This is a genomic window from Telluria mixta (assembly GCF_029223865.1).
Classification (GTDB): Bacteria; Pseudomonadota; Gammaproteobacteria; order Burkholderiales; family Burkholderiaceae_D; genus Telluria; species Telluria mixta.
This window is the reverse complement of sequence record NZ_CP119520.1, coordinates 1,284,162-1,305,899: the sequence shown is the minus strand read 5'-3', so window position 1 is coordinate 1,305,899 and position 21,738 is coordinate 1,284,162. Positions and strand designations below refer to the sequence as shown.

20 protein-coding genes are annotated in these 21,738 nt (G+C 66.3%); 6 read left to right on the top strand and 14 right to left on the bottom strand.

The genetic code is table 11. The features are described from left to right. Positions 1-31: 31 nt before the first annotated feature. The 8 genes from fdxA to mepK form a co-directional block, all read right to left on the bottom strand. Positions 32-361 carry a ferredoxin FdxA gene (fdxA, locus tag P0M04_RS05705; RefSeq protein WP_259447985.1) on the bottom strand — a complete coding sequence of 110 codons (330 nt, stop codon included), beginning with the start codon at positions 359-361 and terminating at the stop codon, positions 32-34. Next, positions 358-1,308 carry a HEAT repeat domain-containing protein gene (locus P0M04_RS05700; protein ID WP_307727059.1) on the bottom strand — a complete coding sequence of 317 codons (951 nt, stop codon included), beginning with the start codon at positions 1,306-1,308 and terminating at the stop codon, positions 358-360. Before P0M04_RS05700 ends, fdxA begins: the two co-directional genes overlap by 4 nt. Positions 1,309-1,318: 10 nt before the next feature. Continuing rightward, on the bottom strand, positions 1,319-1,552 hold the full coding sequence (locus tag P0M04_RS05695; RefSeq protein WP_056448502.1) for a 4Fe-4S dicluster domain-containing protein: 234 nt from the start codon (positions 1,550-1,552) through the stop codon (positions 1,319-1,321). Between the two features lie 21 nt (positions 1,553-1,573). Continuing rightward, on the bottom strand, positions 1,574-3,310 hold the full coding sequence (locus P0M04_RS05690) for a fumarate reductase/succinate dehydrogenase flavoprotein subunit (RefSeq protein ID WP_259447984.1): 1,737 nt from the start codon (positions 3,308-3,310) through the stop codon (positions 1,574-1,576). Positions 3,311-3,516: 206 nt separating this feature from the next. Continuing rightward, positions 3,517-4,251, bottom strand: coding sequence for a GntR family transcriptional regulator (locus P0M04_RS05685; protein ID WP_259447983.1), 735 nt, complete (start codon positions 4,249-4,251; stop codon positions 3,517-3,519). A gap of 66 nt (positions 4,252-4,317) precedes the next feature. Further along, positions 4,318-4,629: a hypothetical protein gene (locus P0M04_RS05680; RefSeq protein ID WP_259447982.1), complete on the bottom strand. Its 312-nt coding sequence runs from the start codon at positions 4,627-4,629 to the stop codon at positions 4,318-4,320. Continuing rightward, positions 4,626-5,432: a hypothetical protein gene (locus P0M04_RS05675; protein WP_259447981.1), complete on the bottom strand. Its 807-nt coding sequence runs from the start codon at positions 5,430-5,432 to the stop codon at positions 4,626-4,628. The genes P0M04_RS05680 and P0M04_RS05675 overlap by 4 nt, the downstream gene beginning before the upstream one ends. A gap of 2 nt (positions 5,433-5,434) precedes the next feature. Next, complete coding sequence (gene mepK / locus P0M04_RS05670; protein WP_259447980.1) at positions 5,435-5,998, bottom strand: peptidoglycan L,D-endopeptidase MepK; 564 nt, start codon at positions 5,996-5,998, stop codon at positions 5,435-5,437. 157 nt (positions 5,999-6,155) lie between these two features. Between mepK and P0M04_RS05665 the strand changes: the two genes are divergently transcribed. Then, the gene (locus tag P0M04_RS05665; RefSeq protein WP_259447979.1) at positions 6,156-8,915 is read left to right on the top strand and encodes a M16 family metallopeptidase; all 2,760 of its coding nucleotides are present in this window, start codon (positions 6,156-6,158) and stop codon (positions 8,913-8,915) included. 6 nt (positions 8,916-8,921) lie between these two features. On the opposite strand, the gene P0M04_RS05660 is transcribed toward P0M04_RS05665, so the two are convergent. Next, positions 8,922-10,622, bottom strand: coding sequence for a M1 family metallopeptidase (locus tag P0M04_RS05660; protein ID WP_259447978.1), 1,701 nt, complete (start codon positions 10,620-10,622; stop codon positions 8,922-8,924). 81 nt (positions 10,623-10,703) lie between these two features. On the opposite strand from P0M04_RS05660, the gene P0M04_RS05655 reads away from it, so the two are divergent. After that, the gene (locus P0M04_RS05655; protein ID WP_259447977.1) at positions 10,704-11,294 is read left to right on the top strand and encodes an isochorismatase family protein; all 591 of its coding nucleotides are present in this window, start codon (positions 10,704-10,706) and stop codon (positions 11,292-11,294) included. 100 nt (positions 11,295-11,394) lie between these two features. Here the strand turns inward: P0M04_RS05655 and P0M04_RS05650 are convergent, their stop codons facing one another. Then, complete coding sequence (locus P0M04_RS05650; protein WP_259447976.1) at positions 11,395-11,655, bottom strand: hypothetical protein; 261 nt, start codon at positions 11,653-11,655, stop codon at positions 11,395-11,397. Between the two features lie 35 nt (positions 11,656-11,690). Next, complete coding sequence (locus tag P0M04_RS05645) at positions 11,691-12,707, bottom strand: LLM class flavin-dependent oxidoreductase (protein ID WP_259447975.1); 1,017 nt, start codon at positions 12,705-12,707, stop codon at positions 11,691-11,693. A gap of 115 nt (positions 12,708-12,822) precedes the next feature. On the opposite strand from P0M04_RS05645, the gene P0M04_RS05640 reads away from it, so the two are divergent. The 3 genes from P0M04_RS05640 to P0M04_RS05630 all read left to right on the top strand — a co-directional run bounded on the left by P0M04_RS05640 (position 12,823) and on the right by P0M04_RS05630 (position 16,918). Then, positions 12,823-14,022 (top strand): serine hydrolase domain-containing protein, encoded by a 1,200-nt coding sequence (locus P0M04_RS05640; RefSeq protein WP_259447974.1) that lies wholly within the window; start codon positions 12,823-12,825, stop codon positions 14,020-14,022. Positions 14,023-14,148: 126 nt separating this feature from the next. After that, complete coding sequence (locus P0M04_RS05635) at positions 14,149-14,820, top strand: hypothetical protein (protein WP_259447973.1); 672 nt, start codon at positions 14,149-14,151, stop codon at positions 14,818-14,820. A gap of 136 nt (positions 14,821-14,956) precedes the next feature. Then, positions 14,957-16,918: a sialate O-acetylesterase gene (locus P0M04_RS05630; protein WP_259447972.1), complete on the top strand. Its 1,962-nt coding sequence runs from the start codon at positions 14,957-14,959 to the stop codon at positions 16,916-16,918. Between the two features lie 4 nt (positions 16,919-16,922). Here the strand turns inward: P0M04_RS05630 and scpC are convergent, their stop codons facing one another. Then, positions 16,923-18,425, bottom strand: coding sequence for a succinyl-CoA:acetate CoA-transferase ScpC (gene scpC, locus P0M04_RS05625; RefSeq protein ID WP_259447971.1), 1,503 nt, complete (start codon positions 18,423-18,425; stop codon positions 16,923-16,925). Positions 18,426-18,454: 29 nt separating this feature from the next. Then, a complete protein-coding gene (locus P0M04_RS05620) occupies positions 18,455-19,402 on the bottom strand; it encodes a bestrophin family protein (protein ID WP_259447970.1) in 948 nt (315 codons plus the stop codon). Positions 19,403-19,619: 217 nt separating this feature from the next. Here P0M04_RS05620 and P0M04_RS05615 point away from each other — a divergent pair, with 217 nt between their 5' ends. Next, on the top strand, positions 19,620-20,615 hold the full coding sequence (locus tag P0M04_RS05615) for an aldo/keto reductase (protein WP_259447969.1): 996 nt from the start codon (positions 19,620-19,622) through the stop codon (positions 20,613-20,615). A gap of 102 nt (positions 20,616-20,717) precedes the next feature. Here the strand turns inward: P0M04_RS05615 and P0M04_RS05610 are convergent, their stop codons facing one another. Then, complete coding sequence (locus P0M04_RS05610; protein WP_259447968.1) at positions 20,718-21,635, bottom strand: apurinic/apyrimidinic endonuclease family protein; 918 nt, start codon at positions 21,633-21,635, stop codon at positions 20,718-20,720. Positions 21,636-21,738: the final 103 nt, after the last annotated feature.

Below are 21,738 nucleotides of genomic sequence, written 5' to 3'. Positions count from 1 at the left end.
CAGCATGAAAAACGACGCATTGCCCACGTTGCTAGGCCACCTCCACCAGCTGGTCGCGCTTGCCCTGCCGGGACGCCCATTCGTCGGCCTCCGGCAGCGGTTCCGTCGATTGCGTGATCAGGGGCCAGCGGGCCGCCAGCCTGGCGTTCAGCGCGACGTAGTCCTTCTGCCCGTCCGGCAGATCCTTTTCGTCGTAGATCGCCTCGACGGGACATTCCGCCACGCACACGCCGCAGTCGATGCAGACTTCCGGATCGATCACGAGGAAATTCGGTCCTTCATGAAAGCACTCGACCGGGCACACCGAGACGCAGTCGGTGTACTTGCAGCCGATGCACGATTCGCCGACGACGTGTGTCATGACGCACCTCCGTTCAGCTGGATGGTCGTCAGCGCCAGCTTCGACAGCTTGCGCACGTCCGAATCCGGGTCCTTCAGCGCCAGCTCCAGGTGAACGATGGCGCGCGTGTCGCCGATCTCGCCCAGCGCGATGACGGCTTCCTTGCGCAGATTGCTCATCGGGTGCCGCAACGCCTCGCACAGCGCGTGCACCGCGGGCTTCGCCTTCAGCTTGCCGAGGCTGCGCGCCGCCTTGACGCGCACCTGCCAGAACTCGTCATCCATGGCGCGCACCAGGTCCGGCACGCCGAGCGCCAGCCCGAGCTTGCCCATCGTCGTCGCCGCTTCCTCGCGCACCTGCCAGGCCGGATCGGCGAGGACGCGGCCGAGCGTCGGCTGGATGCTGACCGCCGAGGCGTAGCCGAGCGCGCCCACCGCGATCCGACGCACTTCCTGGTCCGGATCGTTGGCTGCCGCATTCGTCAGCGCGCCGATCGCTTCCGGCTTTTTCAGGTAGCCGAGCACGCCCACCGCTTCGCGCCGCACGCCGGCGTCCACGTCGCCCAGCGCCTGCATCGCGGGCTCGAACGCCGCTTCCACGCGCAGGGCACGGATCGCGTGCAGGGCGGCGACCCGGACCGAGGCTTCTTCGTCGACCAGGTAGGGCAGCAGATACGGTGCCGACGCCGGTTCCTTCAGTTCGGCCAGCGTGATCGCCGCCGCGCGCCGTACTTCCGGATCGACGTCCTTCAGCAGCGGCACGAGCGCTTCGAGCACGTCCGGTTCTTCATAGCCTTCGATCGCCCTGGCCGCTTCCAGCCGTACGCTCGCGTCGGGGTCGGCCAGCGCGGCGACCAGCAGCGGCACGATGTCGTCCTCCTCGTCGGAGTAGGGGAGATCCAGCACCGCGACGCGGCGCACGCCCGGGTCGCTGCTGTGCAGCCGTTCGTGGAGTGTGGTTGCCATCATGGGAGTCCCCTCAGCGCACGAGATAGGGGATGTTGACGTGCACGGCGCCGGTCGGGCAGTCCTGTTCGCACGGCATGCAGTACCAGCATTCGTCGAACTTCATGAATGCCTTGTTGCTCACGATGTCGATCGCCAGCACGTCCAGGGGGCAGACGTCGACGCATACGGTGCAGCCTTTCTCGGCGATGCACTTCGATTGGTCGACGACGACCGGGGCTTGCGTGCGGGTGGTTGCGATGGTCATGTTCTTTCCTTTCCTGTTCGGTTAGACGGCGATGGCGGTTTTGCTGCCGGCCACGCGCAGGCGTTGGTACGCGGCTTTTTCTTCGGCATTCAGTTCGACGATGTAGGGCTCGATCTCGCGCTTGCGGAAGGCCATCTTCCCGTCCGCGCCCTTTCCGACGTTGGTGTGGCAGAACCAGTTCTCGTCGTCCTTCTCGGGATGGTCGACGCACAGGTGGTACAGGCCCCAGCGGCTTTCCTTGCGAAACAGAGAGGAACGCGCCGCAAGTTCCGCGCAGTCGCGGATCGTGTGCGCCTCCATTGCCCGCATCAGTTCGTGCGGATTGACGGCGCTGAGTTCCTCGAGGTCGTCCCTGATCTCGCCGAAGCGCTCGAGCGCGATTTCCATCTTGCGCGTGACCTTCGGCGGTTGCAGGTAATCGTTCACGATGCGGCGCGTCTTGTACTCGACCTGGAACGGTGTCAGGCCTTCGCTGCGCGACAGCGGCGCCATGATGCGTTGGCGCTCCGCTTCCACCATGTCGGTGTTGATGACAGTCGCCGATTTGCCGGCGATGTAGTCCGCTGCGTTCTCGCCGCAGAATTTGCCGTACACGAAAGCGCCGAGCATGTAGTTGTGCGGGATGCTGGCGCAATCGCCTGCCGCGTACAGGCCGGGGAGGGAGCACTCGCCATGTTCGTTGGTCCAGATGCCGGACGCGCTGTGACCACTGCAAAAGCCGATTTCCGAGATGTGCATCTCGATTGCCTTCTGGCGGTAGTCGTTGCCGCGCCGTTCGTGGAAGCGGCCCCGGCTCGGGCGTTCGTTGGTGTGCAGGATGTGCTCGATCTCCGCGATCGTTTCTTCCGCCAGGTGATCGAGCTTCAGGAAGACGGGACCGCGGCCGCCTTCCAGCTCGTTGTAGAACTCCAGCATCATCTGGCCGCTCCAGTAGTCGCATTCGATGAAGCGCGCGCCGGTGGAGTTCGCGGTAAAGCCGCCGAACGGGCCGGTGACGTAGGCACACGCGGGACCGTTGTAATCCTTGATCAGCGGATTGACCTGGAAGCATTCCAGGTTCGTCAGTTCCGCGCCGGCGTGATAGGCCATGACGTGACCTTCGCCGCTGTTGGTCGGGTTCTCGTACGTGCCGAACATATAGCCGGATGCGGGCAGGCCGAGACGGCCCGCCGCGCCGGTGCACAGCACGACGGCCTTCGCCTTGATCACATAAAAGTCGGCGGTGCGGCAATCGAAGCCCATGACGCCGGCGATCTCGCCGTTCACGCCCGTGATCAGGCGCGTGGCGACCACGCGGTTGGTGATGTCGACGCGCTGGCGCTTCAGCTGGCGGTACAGCACCTTCTTCATGTGGTGCCCTTCCGGCATCGGCAGGACGTAGCTGCCGAGGTGATGCACCTTGCGCACGGCGTAGTCGCCGGTTTCGTCCTTCTCGAACTTGACGCCCCAGCGATCGAGCTCCTCGATCATCGCGTAGCTGTTGCTCGCGTAGGCGTACACCCCTTTCTGGTCGACGATGCCGTCGTTCGCGACCGTGATCTCCTTCGTATACTGTTCCGGCGTTGCATGACCGGGAATGACCGCATTGTTCAACCCGTCCATGCCCATGGAGATGGCGCCGCTGCGCTTGACGTTCGCCTTTTCCAGCACCAGCACGCGCAACTTCGGATTCTTTTCCTTGGCTTTCACCGCGGCCATCGGCCCGCCCGTGCCGCCGCCAACGATCACCAGGTCGTATTCCAGTTCAATGGTTTTCATGTCACCCTTTCGTTAAATTCGCCTTGCGGCACCGTGCGCACCTCGTCATAACTCGTTATAACAAGCTGTGCAAATTGTGTGCCAGTCGAATTCCCCGTGTTTCGCGGGGCTGGAAGGGAAGAATGGTCAGGAACGGTGCGCGGGCGGCGCGACAGGTGGCCGTTGTGGGGAGTGGACGGCCAAAACAGGGCGAAAGGGCTGGCTTGCTAGCGCAATACCTTCATCTTGTATTTGAACGTCTCGGCGCGGTAATGCAGGTATTCGAATACGAGCGGTTTTTCTCCCTGCGCATACGTCAGGCGCTCGATGCGCAGGATCGGCGAGCCCGGCGCGACTTTCAGGCGGGCGGCGACGTCGTTCGTCGCGGACGTCGCATCGATTTCCACGTCGGCGGAATGGAGCCGCTGGTGCAACTCGTTTTCGAGCAGGGAAAACAGGTCTTTCTCGCGCAGGTTCTTCTCCGTGAGACGCGAACCCACGTCATGCCTTACCCAGGAGTAGTCGATCGAGACCGGCTCCCTGTTCAAATAGCGCACGCGCCGGACCTCCGTTACCGGGCTGCCGTCTTCGATCTGCAGCTTGGCGTGGGCGATGGCGGGCGCCTTGACGGTTTTCAGGCCAAACACATCCGAGAAGGTCTCATGACCGAGACGGTGCATCGCTTCGCCGAAACCCTGCAGGTGCGTCAACTCCTGGGAGACATTGGGCAAGGCGACGAAGGTGCCTTTGCCGTGTACCTTGAACAGCAAGCCCTCCTTCTGCAAGTCGCTGACCGCCTGCCGCACCGTGATGCGGCTGACGCCGAACGCGGCGATCATGTCGTTTTCCGACGGCAGTTGTTGATGCCCGACGTAAGTGCCGTCAATGATCTTGGCGCGGATCGCTTCCTTGATCTGGGTGTACAGCGGCACGGTCGACGAACGTGGGAGTTGGATTTTCAAGGTGGCCGGGCAACGCAATGATGACAGCCCATTATATAGCGAGTCTGTACGGTAACCACGCCGCCGTCAGGGCGCGGAGTCGGTCGGATAAGGCGGCCGTTTGCGCAGCTTGCGCACGATGCCGTCGGGGCCCAGCAGCAGCACCAGTTCCGTATGCCCACCCGCTGCCGGCGCCGTGTAGAGCCACGTTTCCATCCCCGAATCGAACTGGACCGTCTTCGTGGGGCCGAACGCGGCCAGCAGCTCGGCACGCGTCGTGCGGCCGGGGACGACGAGCTGGTCGAAGCGGGATTCGGCCACGCTCGTGCCGGGTTCCGGTGCGCGTGTGGCGCAGCCGGACAGCAATAAAGCAATCACCAGGATGGGGCGCAGGTTCATGGTGCGTCATCCATGGTCTCGAAGCTGACGAGCGTGTCGTCCGGCCAGCTGCGGTCCCAGATCGGCGCGTAATACGTGCGGTCGAGCAGCACCTGGCAGTCGCAGAACGGCAGCATGTCGCGCGTCTGGTCGCCACCCGCATACAGGAAGCGGAACGGCAGGATCTCGGTGCGGTCGCCCGCCCGCAGCGTCACGGCAAACACGGGACGCTCCGTAAAAAAGAGGAAATTGCCGTCGGGGCTGTTGCACACCTGTTCGGGACTGGTGAGGGCGTTCGAGATCCAGCCGAACAGCGGCGAACTGTTCGACACGAGCCCGGCCTCCATGCCGACGAGACACTCCAGGCGCAAGTCGCCCAGCCGGCGCGTGCCGGGCGGCAGCCCGGGCGTCATGACTTGCGCGCGCCACGTCATGCTCGTCGTTTTGCGGTTGGCGACGACGGCGGCGTCTTCCTGCAACGCCTGTTCGTTGCGCGGCAGCGTAAAACTGTTGTCGGGCGCGACGGGGACCGGCACGGCGATGTGGTCGCCGATCACGCGCAAGGTGATGCCGTGCATGTCCACGGTCGGCGAGCGGGGCAGCAGGCGGAAGCGCAAGGTGGCCTGCGGCGCCAGCGCATGCTCGCGCTGGAACCGCTCCATGCCGCGGATCATTTTTCTATACGACTTGTCGACCGGGTCGCGCGTGTAAGTGACCGTGACGGTCTGAATACCTTGATCCGACGGCGCCGTTTGCGCGTGCGCCGCCGTCGCCGCGGATGCACCCAACAGCGCCCATAACATCCACGCGACGGCCCGGCGCATGGTTACCAGTACCGCACGCGGCCCACGTCCATGTGCACGAACTGCGAGTCCGGGTAATAGCCGACCCCGCCCGCCTTTTGCGCCATCGCGATCTTGTGCAGCTTGGCCAGGTCCTGTCCGGGAATGCGCACGTCGATCGCCTTGCCTTCCATGTGCAGGCTGTGCTTGGCCACGCCGCCCGTCTTTTCGTGCAGCATCTCGTTCGTTTCCGGCGAGCGATAACCCGAGATCACGTGCACGGTCGGGTGATTGCCGTACTGGGCGCTGATGCGGTCCAGCAAGACGAGCAATTTCGGATCGATGGCCGACACCTTGTTGTTGCGGTGGTCGCGCAGCAGTTTATTGATGTCCTGCATGGCATCCGGGATGAATTCGCCCTCGGCCCAGAAAATGGTCCGCAGGCTTTCGCCCGTGTGCGTGTTGTACAGGCGCACAATGCGCTCGTTCGGCGCGACAGGGGTGACGGGTGCGTCCGGCAAGGTCTTGGCGCTGGTCCGGATGGCGGGTGCACCGAGCACCGATGCGAGGACGGCGGAACTTTTGAGGAAAGAGCGTCGCTGATTCATGAGCTTCTCCTTGCTGATTGCCAGCCTCAATGATACGCCCCATGCATGATTGTTGCAGCGGACCGTGCCCGGACTGCTTGTCAGTCCAGGCCGACAAGCCCTGCAACATTTCCTGGCTTAGAATGAGCGCGGCAGTCCATCCCATCAGGAGACCCGCATGCGCTTTGCTCTTGTTTCGTCGTTCGTCTTGATGTGTGCACTGGCCGCGCCGGCGCCCGCGCGCGATGCCGGCATCGACATCCCGATTCCCGATATTCCGTACACGAAATTTGTTCTGAAGAACGGCCTGATGGTGATCGTGCACGAAGACCACAAATCTCCCGTCGTGGCCGTCAACACGTGGTATCACGTGGGTTCGAAAAACGAAAAGCCCGGCAAGACGGGCTTCGCGCACCTGTTCGAGCACTTGATGTTTTCCGGCAGCGCCAATTTTAATAAGACGTTCCTGTCGGCACTGGAAGGCATCGGCGCCACCGACCTGAACGGCACGACGAACAAGGACCGCACGAATTACTTCGAGACCGTGCCCACGTCCATGCTCGACTACGCGCTGTTCGCCGAGAGCGACCGCATGGGGCACCTGCTGAACGTGCTCGATCAGAAAAAACTCGACCTGCAGCGGGGCGTCGTCCAGAACGAGAAGCGCCAGCGCGAGAACCAGCCGTACGGCATCGTCGAGCAGATCGTCACGGAGAACACGTGGCCGGCCAATCACCCGTATTCGTGGACCGTGATCGGGGCGATGGCCGACCTCGACGCCGCGTCGATGACGGACGTCACCGACTGGTTCAAGGGCCACTACGGCCCGAACAACGTCGTGCTCGTGCTGGCCGGTGACATCACGCCGCAGCAGGCCCGCGAGAAGGTCGAAAAATACTACGGCGACATTCCTCCGGGCCCGCCGCAGGCGCACCAGCAGGCATGGGTCGCGAAGCGCAGCGGCACGCACCGGGGCCAGGTCCAGGACCGCGTGCCGCAGGCCCGCATCTACCGCCTGTGGAACGTGCCCGGCGCCGACACGCCGGAAGAACCGCTGCTCGACCTCGCCGCACAGGTGCTGGGCGGCGGCAAGACGTCGCGCCTGTACCAGCGTCTCGTCGTGAAGGAGCAGCTGGCGACGTCGGTCGGCACCGGTAACGATTCGAACGAAATCGCCGGCCAGTTCGGCATCAACCTGACCGCGAAGCCGGGGGCGCCCGCGGCCGACGTCGCGCGCATGGAAACATTGGCCGACGAGGAATTGCGCGCGCTGATGAAGTCCGGCCCGACGGCCGCCGAGCTGCATCTCGCGCAGACGACGATCCTCGCGCAGCACGCGCGCGCCGTCGAGCGCGTGGGCGGCTTCGGCGGCAAGAGCGACGTGCTGGCGCGCTGCGCCACGTACACGGGCAATCCGGACTGCTACAAGCTCTACCTGCAGCGCATCAAGGACGCGACGCCGGCCGCGGTCCGCAAGGCCATGCTCGACTGGCTGGCCGACGGCGACTATGTGCTGGAAGTCGATCCATTCCCGACCGGGCTCGCTGCGGGAACGTCGACGGTGGACCGCAGCAAGGGGCCACCGGCAGGCCATCCGGAAACCTTGAGCTTGCCGCCCATGCAGAAGACGACGCTGTCCAACGGCATGCAGGTCGTGCTGGCCGAACGCCACGGCGCGCCCGTGATCAATCTGTCGCTGATGCTCGGTGGCGGCTTCGCCTCCGATTCGCAGGCGTTGCCCGGCCTCGCGAGCCTCACCCTGCGCATGCTCGAAGAAGGTACGACGTCGCGCAGCGCGCTGCAGATCAGCCGCGAGCTGGAAGCGCTGGGCGCATCGTTCGGTACCTCGATCAACCTGGACGGCGCGTTCGTCAACATGAACGTGTTGAAACCGACCCTGGCGCAGGCGCTGGGGCTGTACGCCGACCTCGCGCTGCGCCCGGCCTTCCCGCAGGCCGATTTCGAACGCGTGCGCAAGACGCGGCTGGCCGCGATCCAGCGCGAGCAGACGGTGCCGCGCCTGATGGCCTTGCGCGTGTTGCCGCCGCTGCTGTACGGCGCCGCTCATCCGTATTCCCTGCCGCTGACGGGCACCGGCACGGAAGCCGCAGTCTCTCGCATGACGCGTGCCGATCTCGTGGGCTATCACGGCACGTGGTTCAAGCCGAACAACGCGACCCTGCTCGTCGTCGGCGACACGACCCTGGCCGAACTGACACCCCTGCTGGAACGCGCGTTCGGCGCGTGGAAGGCCGGTACCTTGCCCGCGCATGAGATCACCAAAGTCGACCAGCCGGCCGGCACGACGATCTACCTGATCGACCGTCCGGGCGCGCTGCAGAGCGACATCGTCGGCGCCCAGCTCGCGCCGCCGCGCAATACGCCGGATGCCGTTGCGCTGAACCTGCTCAACGATGTGTTCGGCGGCACGTTCAGTTCGCGCCTGAACATGGATCTGCGGGAGGATAAACACTGGTCGTATGGCGTCGGCTCGTCGCTCGTCGCGGCGCGCGGGCAGCGCATCCTGGTCAGCGATTCACCGGTCCAGACCGATAAAACGGCCGACGCGCTGCGCGAGCTGGCGCGCCAATACGCCGAGCTGGGCAGCGCCCGCCCCGTCACGCCGCGCGAACTGCAGGATGCGCAGGCAAACGAGACGCTGGGCCTGCCCGGTTCGTTCGAGACGGTCAGCCAGCTCAGCAATGCCTACGCGACGATCCTGCAATACGGCCTGCCCGAGGATTACTACAACACGTACACGGCGACGGCGCTGGCCGTCACGCCCGCGCAACTGAACGCGCTGGCGGCGCGCGTCGTGCTGCCGCGGCAGCCCGTGTGGATCGTCGTCGGGGACATGAGCAAGATCGAAGCGCCGATCCGTGCGCTGAACCTGGGCGAGGTGCGCCGGATCGACGTCGAGGGCAAGACGGTGCAGTAAGGGCGTCTAGGGCTTCGCCTGCTTCTGCTGCCGTTCCTGGTAGCGCTGGAACGCTTCGAAGCGCTCCTCGCGGCGCAGGATCTTCGACTGCGGATCGAGCGTGACGGTCGCGTGCGGCGGCAGCGTGATGCTGCCGCGGCCGTCCGCCATCGGTAACGTCACGATGCGGCCGTCCACGCGCACGTCGAGCGGCATCGGGAACGGCATGTTGGCGGCCGTCTTCCACGCGAGGTCCAGCGTGTCGCCGCGGCGTGTGGCCACCAGCTCGGGCAGGGCGGCCTGGTACATATAGACCTGGAAGAACCAGCCGAGATCGCGTCCGCTCGCGCGCTGGGCGATGGCGATGAAGTCCGGCGTCGTCGCATACCGCGGCGAGAAATTGCCGGGACGTGGGTCTGGTGTGCCGTACACGAGTTCGCGCACGGCGCGGAAGAAGGCATCGTTGCCGATCAGGCCGCGCAATGTGTGCAGCACGAGCGAGCCTTTCACGTAGATATCACCGCCGGGGCCGCCGCGCTTGAGGTCGTAGACGTCTTCCTCGCGCTTGTGTTTGCCGGACACGAGCGGCGCCTTGTTGCGGATGCCCGCGCGCTGCTGCATCAGCGCGGCGAAATATTCCTGGTCGCCATGCAGGTATTGCATGTACAGGGGCTGCATGTAGGAGCCGAGACCCTCGTGCAGCCACATGTCGTCCCAGTCGGCATTGGTGAGCTGGTTGCCGAACCATTCGTGGGCGAATTCGTGCTGCAGCAGGTCGTCGTAGCCGTACGGCGTCTTGACGTACTTGTTGCCGTAGGCATTGATGGTCTGGTGTTCCATGCCTTTGTGCGGCGTTTCCACGACACCCATCTTTTCGTCGGCGAACGGGTAAGGCCCGATCGTCGATTCGAAGAAATCCAGCATCTTCGGGAATTCCGAAAACAGGTCTTGCGCGTGCGCCTTGTTCTGCGGCAGGTGCCAGAACCGCAGCGGGATCGTGTTGCCGTAGCGGCTGCGGTATTCGCCGGACAGGACTTCGTACGGCGCCACGTTGATCGCGATGCCGTAGGTGCTGGGGTGTCTGGCGCGCCAGTGCCACGTGCGCCAGCCGTTCGCTTCCGTCATGCCGGTGGCCACGCCATTGCCCGCGGCCACGAGCGGCGCCGGCACGGTGATGTGTTCGTCGACGACCTTCGGCTTGCCCATCGGATGGTCGATGCAGGGCCAGAACAGGTCGCAGCCTTCGCCTTCTACGGCGCTCGCGACCCACGGCTTGCCGTCCGGCGTGCGCGCCCACACGAAGCCGCCGTCCCACGGCGCCCGCTTGGCCACGTGCGGTTCGCCGTGGTAGGTCACGCGCACCTTGATGTGCCGGCCCGGTGCCAGGCGCTGCGGCAGGTCGATGGTCAGCTTGCCGTCCGGATTGCGCCACCGGCCGGCCGCGAGCGGCTGGCCATCGACGGCGATGGCATCGATGGGCAGGTTGCGGTCCAGGTCGAGTTCGATGCTGTCCAGCGGTACGCTGGTGCTGAAGGTCAGCGTCGCGTCGCCGCGCAGGCTGCGGCTGTCCGGGTCGATGCGCAGGCTCAGGTCGGCATGGTCGAACGACAGCGCCTGCTGCGCGGCACTGCGTTGCGCGCCCGAGTTGACGGTGTAGTGGGTGAGCGCGGGCTGGCTGGCGCAGCCGGCGAGCAGGGCGCACAAGGCGGCGATGGCGGTTCTTTGCATGATGCTGGGAATGTAGCACAGCGGAAACCGGCGCCACGCAAATCGCGGCTGGCGGATACTGCGCGGCGAGGAGGACTTTCAATGACCGATCTGGATATCGACATCGGCCGCACCGCCCTGGTGCTGATCGATTTGCAGAACAGTAATGTGAAACGCGACCTGGCGCCGTACACGGCCGAGCAGGTGGTCGGCAACTGCGTGCTGCTGTCGGGAGAAATGCGCGACCGCGGCGGCATGGTGATCTTCGTGCGCGTGCTCGTCGATCAACTCCAGCTCCCGCCGGCCGACGCGCCGCTGCGCAAACCCGGCACGCCCGCGCCGCCGCCGGACGCATCGTTGCTGGCGCCGGACGCGCAGGTGCAGGCACAGGACATCGTCGTGACGAAGCGCCAGTGGGGCGCGTTCTACGGCACGGAACTGGACCAGTTGCTGCGCCGACGCCACATCAAGACGATCATCCTCGGCGGTATCGCCACCAATTTCGGCGTCGAGTCGACGGCGCGCGCCGCGTTCGACCGCGGCTACGAAGTCGTCTTCGTCGAGGATGCGATGAGCAGCATGGCGGCGGACGCGCACCAGTTCGCCTGCAGGCACATCTTCCCCGTCATGGGCAAGGTGCGCTCGACGCGCCATGTGATCGACGCGCTGCAGGCGGGAACCGGAGACGCGTGACGAGCCCTACCGTCATCCCCGCGCAGGCGGGGATCCATGCTGAGCTGAACAAGACACTCGGCATGGGTTCCCGCTTTCGCGGGAACGACGGCAGGTTGATTTATTTGCGTGGCGCCGGCTGCTGGCCGCTGGCGGCCTGCTGCTGTGCCTGCGCCTGCCGCTGCTGCTCCTTCTCCTGTTTCTTGGCCATGTGATGGCCGATGGCGCAGCCGGCGGCAGCGCCCAGCAAGCCATGCTTGCCCGCCACGTGGCCGCCGACGCCGCCGACGATGGCGCCTTTCGCACAGCTGGGTTTGGCATAGGCGGCGCCCGTCGACGCGAGCGACAGCATCATGGTTGCGGCGATGAGTTGGATTTTCATAGGTCCTCCATGGTGGTTCATGAAGGACAGTGTGGCTAAGGCCGCGCCGGTTGAATGTTCGCCAGACCACCGTTGCGACGGATCTCCGCCGCGATCTCGTACGAGCGCAGGCGCGCGGCGTGGTCGTAGATCTGCGACGTGATCATCAGCTCGTCCGCGCCCGTGCGCGCGATGAAGTCCCTGATCTGCCGTTCGACGGTCTCGGGCGAGCCGATCGCCGAGCACGACAGCACGCCATCGAGCATGCCGCGCTCCGCCGGACCGAGCAGGTCGAGATAGCCTTCGACGGGCGGTTTCAGACGCGTCGGATGACCGCTGCGCAGGTTCACGAACGCCTGCTGCATGGACGTCGCGCGCCACTGCGCCTCCGCATCCGTCTCGGCGGCGAACACGTTAAAGCCCAGCATCACGTACGGCTTGTCGAGCTGGGCCGAGGGGCGGAAGGTGGTACGGTAGATCTCGATGGCCTGCATCATCATCTGCGGCGCGAAGTGCGACGCGAACGCGTACGGCAGGCCCAGCATCGCGGCCAGTTGCGCGCCGAACAGGCTGGAGCCGAGGATCCACACGGGCACCTTGAGACCGGCGCCGGGCACGGCGCGCACGTGGCGGCGCGGAGCGTCCGCAAAATAATCCATCAGTTCCACGACGTCCTGCGGGAATTCGTCCGCATCGGACGCGAGGTTGCGGCGCAGGGCGCGCGCCGTCGCGTGGTCGGAGCCGGGCGCGCGGCCGAGGCCCAGGTCGATGCGGCCCGGAAACAGCGATTCGAGCGTGCCGAACTGTTCGGCGATGACGAGCGGAGAATGGTTCGGCAGCATGATGCCGCCGGCGCCGAGGCGGATGGTCGAGGTGCCGTTGCCCACATGGGCGATCAGCACCGCCGTCGCCGCGCTGGCGATGCCCGGCATGCCGTGGTGTTCGGCGAGCCAGAAGCGGTGGTAACCCCAGCGTTCGCCGTGCTGCGCGAGGTCGAGCGTGCGGCGGAACGATTCGGCAGCGTCGCTGCCTTCGGTGATCGGGGCGAGGTCGAGTATCGAGAAAGGAATCATTGGTGCGTTCATCGCCTCATGATACGCCGATCGAATTTTTCGCGTGCGCCACCGCCCAGAACGGCATATGATGGCCTGTTGAACAATGTCTCCACGGCATCTCCCTTTGCTCAACATGCGTATTTACCTGCTTCCCTGCATCGCCGTGCTCGCTGCCGGCTGCGCGTCGCTTGGCCATGCACCGCGTACACCCGCGGCAGACGTCCCCCGGCTGGACGTGCGCCGCTTCCCGCAGATCGACGCGGCCATCATCGGCGCTATCGACACGCGCAAGCTGCCCGGCGCCGTGTTCCACCTGGAGCATGAGGATGCCGTCTACGAACGCGCCTACGGCCGCCTGACCTACGAACCGGATGCGGCGCCCGTCACGACGGCGACGACGTTCGACGCCGCGTCGCTGACGAAGGTGCTGGCCACGGCGCCGTCCGTGCTGATCCTGGCCGAACAGGGGCGCATCGGCCTCGACGACAAGCTCGTCAAATACTTCCCCGAGTGCGCGACCGGCGGCAAGGAAACGATCACGATCCGGCAATTGCTCACGCACAGCTCGGGCCTGCCCGCCGGGTTGCCGGCACACCCCGCATGGAAAGGCCGCGCGGCGGCGCACAAGCTCGCGTGCGGCCAGGTCGTCACACACGCGCCCGGCACGTTCTTCCGGTATTCCGACGTCAATTACGTGCTGCTGGGCCAGGTCGTCGAAAAGGTCACGGGCACGCCGCTGGACGATTACGCGCAGTCCCACATCTACGCGCCGCTGGGCATGCGCGATACGGGCTACCTGCCGCTGCGCCGCGTGGATGCCCTGACGATCGCGCCGACCCAGGTGGGCGGCCCGGACGGGAAGGGCGCGCACGGCGATCTCGATCCGGGACAGCTGCTGCGCGGCGTCGTGCACGATCCGACGGTGCGCCGCATGGGTGGCGTGGCGGGCTCGGCCGGCGTATTCACGACCGTCGGCGACGTGGCGCGCTACGCCCGCATGCTGCTGGCGGGCGGCGTGCTGGACGGCGTGCGCATCCTGAGCCCGGACAGCGTGCGCCTGCTGACGACGGTGCAATCGCCCCCCGGCCTGGCCATGCGCGGCCTCGGCATGGACATCGACTCGCCGTACGCGAAGCGTCCGCGCGGGACCGTGTACCCGGTCGGCAGTTATGGCCACACCGGATTCACGGGCTGCATCCTGTGGGTGGATCCGCAGTCGAAATCGTTCTACGTGTTCCTGTCGAACCGCGTCTATCCGGACGACAGGAGCAACATCCTCGATGTATATACGCGTATGGGCACGCTTGCGGCGCAGGCGGCCGGGGCGGGCTGATTCTTTGTTTCCGCGAGGCTAACGCGCGCACCCTTCACGGCGATGTCTTTAAACTCCGCCTCCACAGTATCTTCTTGATATTGCAGAGCTTTTTTTGCCCCAAATCCATTCTCTGAGGAGAGCGACATGAAAATGAATAAGTTACTGAAGGGCCTGCTGGGGGCTGCCGTCACGGTGGCGATGTTCGGTACGGTGAACGCGCAGGCGCAGACCGGCTCGTCGTCGGGCAGCAGTGCGACCGCGCAGGATCAGTCGACGTCGGGCAGCTCGACCACCAAGAAACACACGAAGAAGAAGCACCACAAGAAGAGCAACGCGAGCAGCTCGAGCAGCGGTGCGAGCGGCAGCAGCGGTTCCTCCAGCAGCGGTTCGTCGTCGAGCGGCAGCCAGGACACCCAGGGCACTTCGGGCTCGTCGGGTAGCATGGGCACCGGTACCGGCACCAGCGGCGGCAGCGGCACGTCGGGCAGCATGGGTACCGGCACCGGCGGCAGCATGGGCACCGGCAGCGGCACGACCACGCCGCCGACCGGCACGGGTACTGGCACCGGCACCGGCACCGGCTCCTCGGGTTCGAGCGGCGCGACCGGCACCACCGGTTCCGGCTCGTCGGGCACCAGCGGCATGAGCGGCAGCACCGGCGCCAGCGGCACCGGCCTGTCCGGCTCGAGCGGCATGAGCGGCACGGGATCCGGTTCGGGCACGGGCACCAGCGCGACCGGCACGGGCGCAGCGGGCACCGGCACCGGCTCCAGCACCACCAGTGGCAGCCAGGGCACCGGCAGCCGCGGCTACTGATCCCTCCGCTTCACAATGAAGCGCCAGCCTGCGGGCTGGCGTTTTTTTTGCTGCCTTTGCCTCGCCGTTGGTATAACATCATTTCCTAAGAAAAAATGAAAAGCGCAAACATCTGCGCCACTAACGACGAGGAAACATGATGGAGACAACGAAGATGGCCGCACGCCTGCTGGCGCTCGCGGCGGCAGGTGCCTGCCTGCCCGGGCACGCGGCCGAACTGGGCCTGGCCCGTATTTTTTCCGACCACGCGGTCCTGCAGCGCGACCAGCCCATCGCCGTGTGGGGCACGGCCGGCGCCGGCAGCAAGGTGACCGTCACGCTGGGCGGGCGCACCGTGAACGGCACCGCCGATGCCCACGGCAAGTGGAAGGCGCAATTGCCGCCGCAGCCGGCCGGCGGACCGTACACGCTGACGGCGACCTCGGGCGGCCAGACCGTCAGCCGCGCCGACATCCTCGTCGGCGACGTCTATCTGTGCTCGGGTCAGTCGAACATGGAATTCGCCGTGCACAACTCGACCAACGCCTGGTCGACGACCATGACGGCAGCCAACGACCGCATCCGCTTCCTGAACGTGGAAAAGAACAGCACGGCGGCACCGCAGGATGAGCTCAAGGGGCCGGTCGCGTGGAAGATCGCGGGGCCGGACACCATCGGCGACGCCTCCGCCGTCTGCTACTACATGGCGCGCTCGCTGCAGGGCAGCTACAAGGTGCCGGTCGGCTTCGTCAACGCCAGCTGGGGCGGCACGACGATCCAGGGCTGGATCGGCGGGGAATCGCTGCGCACTGTGCGCGACTACACGGCCGGCGTCGACGCCGTCAAACAGTACGGCGCCGATCCGGTTGCCGGCATGCGCGCCGAAGATGCCCGCAACGAGGCCTGGTGGACGGCGCACGATCCGGCCGCCGCCGCGCAGCGCGCGTGGATCGCGCCCGACTTCGACGACAGCGCGTGGCAGACGGTCACGCCGACCGGATCGTGGAAGGACAGCGGCGTCGCCGGCTTCAAGGACTTCGACGGCGTCGCGTGGTATCGCACGACCGTCACCCTGACGGAAGCGCAGGCAAAGGCCGCGAACGCGGTGCACCTGGGCCCTGTCGACACGTACGACACGACGTGGATCAACGGCGTGCGCGTGGGCGGCATCAGCACGGGTTGGATGTGGCGCGACTACGACGTGCCGGCCGGCGTGTTCAAGCCGGGCCGCAACGTGATCGCGATGCGCGTGCTGAGCGGCGGACAGGGCGGCGGCCTGTCGGGACCGGTGGACAAGCGCACGATCGGCCTCGCGGACGGCCAGGCGATCCCGCTGCCGGCCGCGTGGAAGGTCCAGCGCGGCGGCGCCATGAAAGGCCAGTCCGTGCCGCCGGCGCCGTGGTCGGTGCCGACGAGTCTCACGACGCTGTACAACGGCATGATCGCGCCGCTGGTCGGCTATAAATTCAAGCTGGCGGCGTGGTACCAGGGCGAATCGAACGCCGGCGCGGCGCAGGAATACCGCACCCTGCTGCCGCTGCTGATGCGCGACTGGCGCCAGCGCTTCGGCCAGCCGGCACTCCCGTTCTTCGTCGTGCAACTGACGTCGTACGGTGCGCCGGCGAAAACGCCCGGCCAGTCCGGCTGGGCCGAGCTGCGCGACGCGCAGGCGGCCACGGTGGCGCAGGATCCGCACGCGGGCCTGGCCGTCACGATCGACGTGGGCGACCGCTTCGACATCCACCCGACCCAGAAGACGCTCGTCGGCGAACGCCTCGCGCGCGCGGCCCGCGTCGTCGCGTACGGCGAAAAGACGATCCCCGGCAGCCCGACGGCCGTGTCGGCGCAGCGCAAGGGCGGCGACATCGTCGTGACGTTCAAGGACACGGGCGGCGGCCTGGCGACGTATTCGTCCGACCGCGCCAACGCGTTCGAGGTCTGCACGGGCACGACGTGCCGCTACGCGGAGGCGCGCGTGGCGGGCGACACGATCGTCCTGCCCGGCGCGGGGACTCCCGACGTCACGCGCGTGCGCTACGCGTGGGCCGATGCGCCGTTCGTGAACCTGTTCGGCGCGGACGACCTGCCGGCCGCGCCGTTCCAGCTGGAGGTGCGCTGAAGGTTCAGGGCTCGAGCATCGAGCCCGTCTCGCTGTAGCGGGTGTGCCATGCGTACGCCTGCTCCAGCACGTGCGGCGTCTGGCCGCCGCGCTGCTTGGCCTCGTCAACGTAAGAGCGCAGCATCGCTTTGTACGGTTCGGCCGTGCACTGTTCGATGATGACGTCGGCCCGTTCGCGCGGCGCGAGGCCGCGCAGGTCGGCGAGGCCCAGTTCCGTGACGATGATGTCGACGTCGTGCTCCGTGTGGTCGACGTGCGTCACCATCGGCACGATCGACGACACCTTGCCGCCCTTGGCCGTCGCCTTGGTCGCGAAGATGGACAGGTAGGCATTGCGCGCGAAGTCGCCCGAGCCGCCGATCCCGTTCATCATGTGCGTGCCCAGCACGTGCGTCGAATTGATGTTGCCGTAGATGTCCGTTTCCAGCGCCGTGTTGATGGCGATGATGCCGAGGCGGCGGATCACTTCCGGGTGGTTGGACACTTCCTGCGGGCGCAACACGAGCTTGTCGCGGTAGCGGTCGAAATCGCGGAACACCTGGCGGCTCTTTTCGGGCGACAGCGTGATGGACGAGCCGGAGGCGAAATCCAGCTTGCCGGCGTCGAACAGGTCGAACGTCGAATCCTGCAGCACTTCCGAATACATCGTCAGGCGGTCGAACGGGCTGTCGGCAAAGCCGGCCAGCACCGCGTTGGCGATCGTGCCGATGCCGGCCTGCAGCGGCAGCAATTCCTGCGTCAGGCGGCCCGCCTCGATTTCCTTCTCGAAGAAGCGGATCAGGTGGCCCGCGATGGCGGCCGTCTCCGCATCCGGCGGCAGCACGGACGATGTCGAATCCGGCTGGTCGGACAGGACGATGGCGACGATCTTCTCGGGCGGGATGGCGATCCACGGCGTGCCGGCGCGGTCGTCGGCCGACATGATCGGGATCGGTTCGCGCAAGGGACGCTTCTTGGGAATCCAGATGTCGTGCAGGCCTTCCAGGCCGGCCGGCTGGGCAAGGTTGATCTCGACGATCACCTTGTCCGCCAGGATCGCGAAGCTGGCGCTGTTGCCGACGGAGGTCGTGGGCACGATGGCGCCGTCTTCCGTGATCGCCACCGCTTCCACGATGGCCACGTCGACGGGGGCGATGTGGCGGCTGCGCAGCTGTTCGACGGTCTCGGACAGATGCTGATCGATGTACATCACCTCGCCGCGGTTGATCGCCGCGCGCAGCACGGGATCGACCTGGAACGGCATGCGGCGCGCCAGCGCGCCCGCTTCGGTGAGGCGTTTGTCGGTGTCGTTGCCGAGCGAGGCGCCCGTCATCAGCGTGATCTTCAAGGGCTCCGTGCGGGCACGCTCGGCCAGCGCGGCCGGCACCAGCTTGACGTCGCCGGCGCGGGTGAAGCCACTCATGCCGACGGTCATGCCGTCCTTGATCCAGCGCGCGGCGTCCTGTGCGCTGGTGACGCGGCCGCGCAATGACGCGCAGCGGATACGGTCCAGGTATTCTGTCTTCATGTCTATCTCTACTCTACTTCGGGGTGGAACTAGCTGAGCCGGTAGTTCTCCGGCAGCAGCGGCGGAGGCAGGTCGCGGTCGCCCAGGGCCGTGCGCAGGTCGATCTCGATCGTGCGGCACAGGGCTTCGAGGGGCAGGCCGTTGTCGGAGGCGCGGAAGGGTTCCTCGAGCTCGTCGCCGAGGGTGTCCAGGCCGAAGAAGGTGTAGGCCACGATGGCCGAGACGAGGGGCGTCAGGTAACCGATCGTGTCGACGAGACCGAACGGCAGCAGGAAGCAATACAGGTACGCCGTGCGGTGCAGCAGCAGGGTGTACGAAAACGGGATCGGTGTGCCGCGGATGCGTTCGCAGGACGCGGCCACCGCCGTCATTGCGGACAGGCTCGCGTCGATGGACGGTGCGAGACAGGCGTCCAGGCGGCCCGTGCGCAGGCAGCGTCCGAGGTCGGCGCCCATCTCCAGCATCAGCGCGTACGGCACGTTCGATTGCGTGCGCACGCGTTCCCATTCTCCCTGCGCGATCCACGGCGCGATGTCGGCGTCGGGCGCGCCATCGGTGCCCCGCAGCCGGTGGCGCAGCGCATGCGCATACGCGATGGCGCGGCTTATGATGCGCAGATGCGGCTCATCGAGACGGGAGCCAGCGTCGTCGTGACGATCGGGCGCGACGAGCGACAGGCACTGGCGCGCGAGGCTGCGGCTGCGCAGTATCAGTTCTCCCCACTGCTTGCGGCCTTCCCAGTAGCGGTCATAGGCCGCGTTGTTACGGAAGCCGAGGAAGATCGCGAGGGGAAGCCCCATCAGCGTGAACGGCGTCGTCGTGAAATGCAGCTTGTGGTGGCCGAACTGGCCGTCGGTCCAGGTGACGACGACCGCCAGCAGCGTACTGACCGCGAGGTGCATCCAGATGCGCGGCAGGATCGACCCGCGCATGATGAAGAACAGCCGCAGGGCCGATGGGCGGTCGCGGACGATCATGTCCGCCTCCAGGCCCGGTCGTTCGTGACCCGGTCATACATGAAGTGCATAAGAGGCATGGTGGTCTATTCTGGACTTCACACACGGAAACTCCCAATTCACATTTCCCATGTCCGTCATGAGGGATGTGAATGCTTGCATGATCATAAACCTGTCGTGTGCCGCCGTCGCCGTGAAACGGCTATCGTCACGCCCATCGATCGCACCGGAGACCATCATGAAGACACGCCAGCTGGGCAATGAAGGATTGCACGTCTCGGCCATCGGCCTGGGCTGCATGGGCATGAGCGATTTCTACGCCAACCGCGACGACGCCGAATCCATCGCGACGATCCAGCGCGCCATCGACCTGGGCGTCACGCTGTTCGACACGGCCGACATGTACGGCCCGCACACGAACGAGGTCTTGCTGGGCCGCGCGATCCGCGGGCGGCGCGAGGGACTCGTCATCGCGACCAAGTTCGGCGTCAGGCGGACGCCCGAGAATCCGGGCGATTTCGGCGTCTCCGGACGGCCCGAGTACGTACGCGCCGCCTGCGAAGGGAGTCTGAAACGGCTCGGCATCGACACGATCGACCTGTACTACCAGCACCGGGTGGACCCGGCCACGCCCATCGAGGACACGATGGGCGCATTGGCGGACCTCGTACGCGCGGGCAAGGTGCGCTACGTCGGGCTTTCCGAAGCGTCGGTGCAGACGATCGAGCGTGCCGTCAAAGTGCATCCGGTGACGGCGCTGCAGAGCGAGTACTCGTTGTGGACGCGAGATCCGGAGGAGGAGGGCGGTGTGCTGGACGCATGCCGCCGCCACGGCATCGGCTTCGTGCCTTACAGCCCGCTGGGCCGCGGCTTCCTGACCGGCGAGATCCGCACGCCGGACGATTTCGCGCCGGACGACTACCGCCGCAACAGCCCGCGCTTCCAGGGCGCGAACTTCGCGCAGAACATCGCCCTCGTCGACAAGGTGCGCGAACTGGCGCGCGAGGCGGGCTGCACGCCGGGCCAGCTGGCGCTGGCGTGGGTGCTGGCGCAGGGACCGGACATCGTGCCGATTCCCGGCACGAAGCGCCGCGCCTACCTCGACGAGAACGTGGAGGCCGTCGACATCGACCTCGGGCCGGCGCAGATGACGGAGCTGGAGTCCATCTTTCCGCGCGGGGCGGCGGCGGGGACGCGCTACCCGGAGGCGGCGATGGGGACGGTCAACCGCTGAGCAGAACAGCGTGAAAAGCAAAACAACCCGAAACGCAAAACAACGTCATCCCCGCGGAGGCGGGGATCCAATTTTGCATGCGTTTCGACGGCTCATGAAAACTTAGACCCCCGCCTGCGCGGGGGCGACGGATTGGGGCCAACCACGCAACCCGTCGATCGCCTCTTCCTTCAACTTGGCCTCGACCTCGATCCACGGCGCCTCGACGTACGCCGCCGGCATCGTCGTGATCAGGTCCGAGTGTTGACGGTCGTTGAACCCGTCGCGCCCGTTCGAGATGTGGACGACCTGATGTTCCGGCACGGGCCACGTCGCGCGTGCCGCGGCGAGCGTCGCGGCCACGCTCGGGTCGTCGTAGCTGGCGAGCTTGTCGTGCACGATGTGGTGGTGGGCATCGAACACCATCGGCACGCCCGCGCGCACGCATACGTCGTGGATCTCGTCCGCGCCGTACGAATACTCGTCGTTCTCCAGGCACAGGCGCAGACGGATCGCGTCGGGCAGCGCGCGGATGCGCTCGACGAGCGCGTCGCTGCGGTTCGCCTTGCCGCCGTGGACCTCGAGCAGCGCCCACGGCGAACGCGGTTGCTCCAGCAGGTCCATGATGTCGGCGTGCATCTGCAGGATCTTGACGCTGTTGGCGACGACGTCGGGCGAATCGGAACTGAGCACCACGAACTGGTCCGGATGCATCACGAGGCGCAGCCCGAGTTCCGTCGCGCGCCGGCCCGTGCGCGCGAGCGCGGGCGCAAGGGGTGCCATGACGGCGCGGCCGATGTCCTCGTCGAAGAACGGAAAGATCGACGACGGGATGCGGTACAGGCGGATGCCGTTGCGGCGGCAGTATTGCAGCGCGCCGTCCAACGTCTGCAGGTTGTCGCGGTAGATGTCGTCGAGCAGCTTGCGCTGGCCGTCGTCCGACTGCTCCAGCAGGCGCTTGCGCGTCACGGTGCGGTAGCGGATGTCTTTCGAGACGGTGATGCAGACCAGGCCGAGCTGGGGCGGAGACGATACGGGCATGGGCGAAGCGGGAGCGTTGACGTTGGGGTCATGGTCCCCCGATCCACCCATGCCGTCAAACCAATGCGGCGCAGAAATCTATAAAGAACGGGTCAAGGTCGGG

Coding starts and splice junctions, on each gene's coding strand:
- fdxA (WP_259447985.1), bottom strand. CDS start 361: ATGACACACGTCGTCGGCGAATCGTGCATCGGCTGCAAGTACACCGAC.
- P0M04_RS05700 (WP_307727059.1), bottom strand. CDS start 1,308: ATGATGGCAACCACACTCCACGAACGGCTGCACAGCAGCGACCCGGGC.
- P0M04_RS05695 (WP_056448502.1), bottom strand. CDS start 1,552: ATGACCATCGCAACCACCCGCACGCAAGCCCCGGTCGTCGTCGACCAA.
- P0M04_RS05690 (WP_259447984.1), bottom strand. CDS start 3,310: ATGAAAACCATTGAACTGGAATACGACCTGGTGATCGTTGGCGGCGGC.
- P0M04_RS05680 (WP_259447982.1), bottom strand. CDS start 4,629: ATGAACCTGCGCCCCATCCTGGTGATTGCTTTATTGCTGTCCGGCTGC.
- P0M04_RS05675 (WP_259447981.1), bottom strand. CDS start 5,432: ATGCGCCGGGCCGTCGCGTGGATGTTATGGGCGCTGTTGGGTGCATCC.
- mepK (WP_259447980.1), bottom strand. CDS start 5,998: ATGAATCAGCGACGCTCTTTCCTCAAAAGTTCCGCCGTCCTCGCATCG.
- P0M04_RS05665 (WP_259447979.1), top strand. CDS start 6,156: ATGCGCTTTGCTCTTGTTTCGTCGTTCGTCTTGATGTGTGCACTGGCC.
- P0M04_RS05660 (WP_259447978.1), bottom strand. CDS start 10,622: ATGCAAAGAACCGCCATCGCCGCCTTGTGCGCCCTGCTCGCCGGCTGC.
- P0M04_RS05655 (WP_259447977.1), top strand. CDS start 10,704: ATGACCGATCTGGATATCGACATCGGCCGCACCGCCCTGGTGCTGATC.
- P0M04_RS05650 (WP_259447976.1), bottom strand. CDS start 11,655: ATGAAAATCCAACTCATCGCCGCAACCATGATGCTGTCGCTCGCGTCG.
- P0M04_RS05645 (WP_259447975.1), bottom strand. CDS start 12,707: ATGATTCCTTTCTCGATACTCGACCTCGCCCCGATCACCGAAGGCAGC.
- P0M04_RS05640 (WP_259447974.1), top strand. CDS start 12,823: ATGCGTATTTACCTGCTTCCCTGCATCGCCGTGCTCGCTGCCGGCTGC.
- P0M04_RS05635 (WP_259447973.1), top strand. CDS start 14,149: ATGAAAATGAATAAGTTACTGAAGGGCCTGCTGGGGGCTGCCGTCACG.
- P0M04_RS05630 (WP_259447972.1), top strand. CDS start 14,957: ATGATGGAGACAACGAAGATGGCCGCACGCCTGCTGGCGCTCGCGGCG.
- scpC (WP_259447971.1), bottom strand. CDS start 18,425: ATGAAGACAGAATACCTGGACCGTATCCGCTGCGCGTCATTGCGCGGC.
- P0M04_RS05620 (WP_259447970.1), bottom strand. CDS start 19,402: ATGATCGTCCGCGACCGCCCATCGGCCCTGCGGCTGTTCTTCATCATG.
- P0M04_RS05615 (WP_259447969.1), top strand. CDS start 19,620: ATGAAGACACGCCAGCTGGGCAATGAAGGATTGCACGTCTCGGCCATC.
- P0M04_RS05610 (WP_259447968.1), bottom strand. CDS start 21,635: ATGCCCGTATCGTCTCCGCCCCAGCTCGGCCTGGTCTGCATCACCGTC.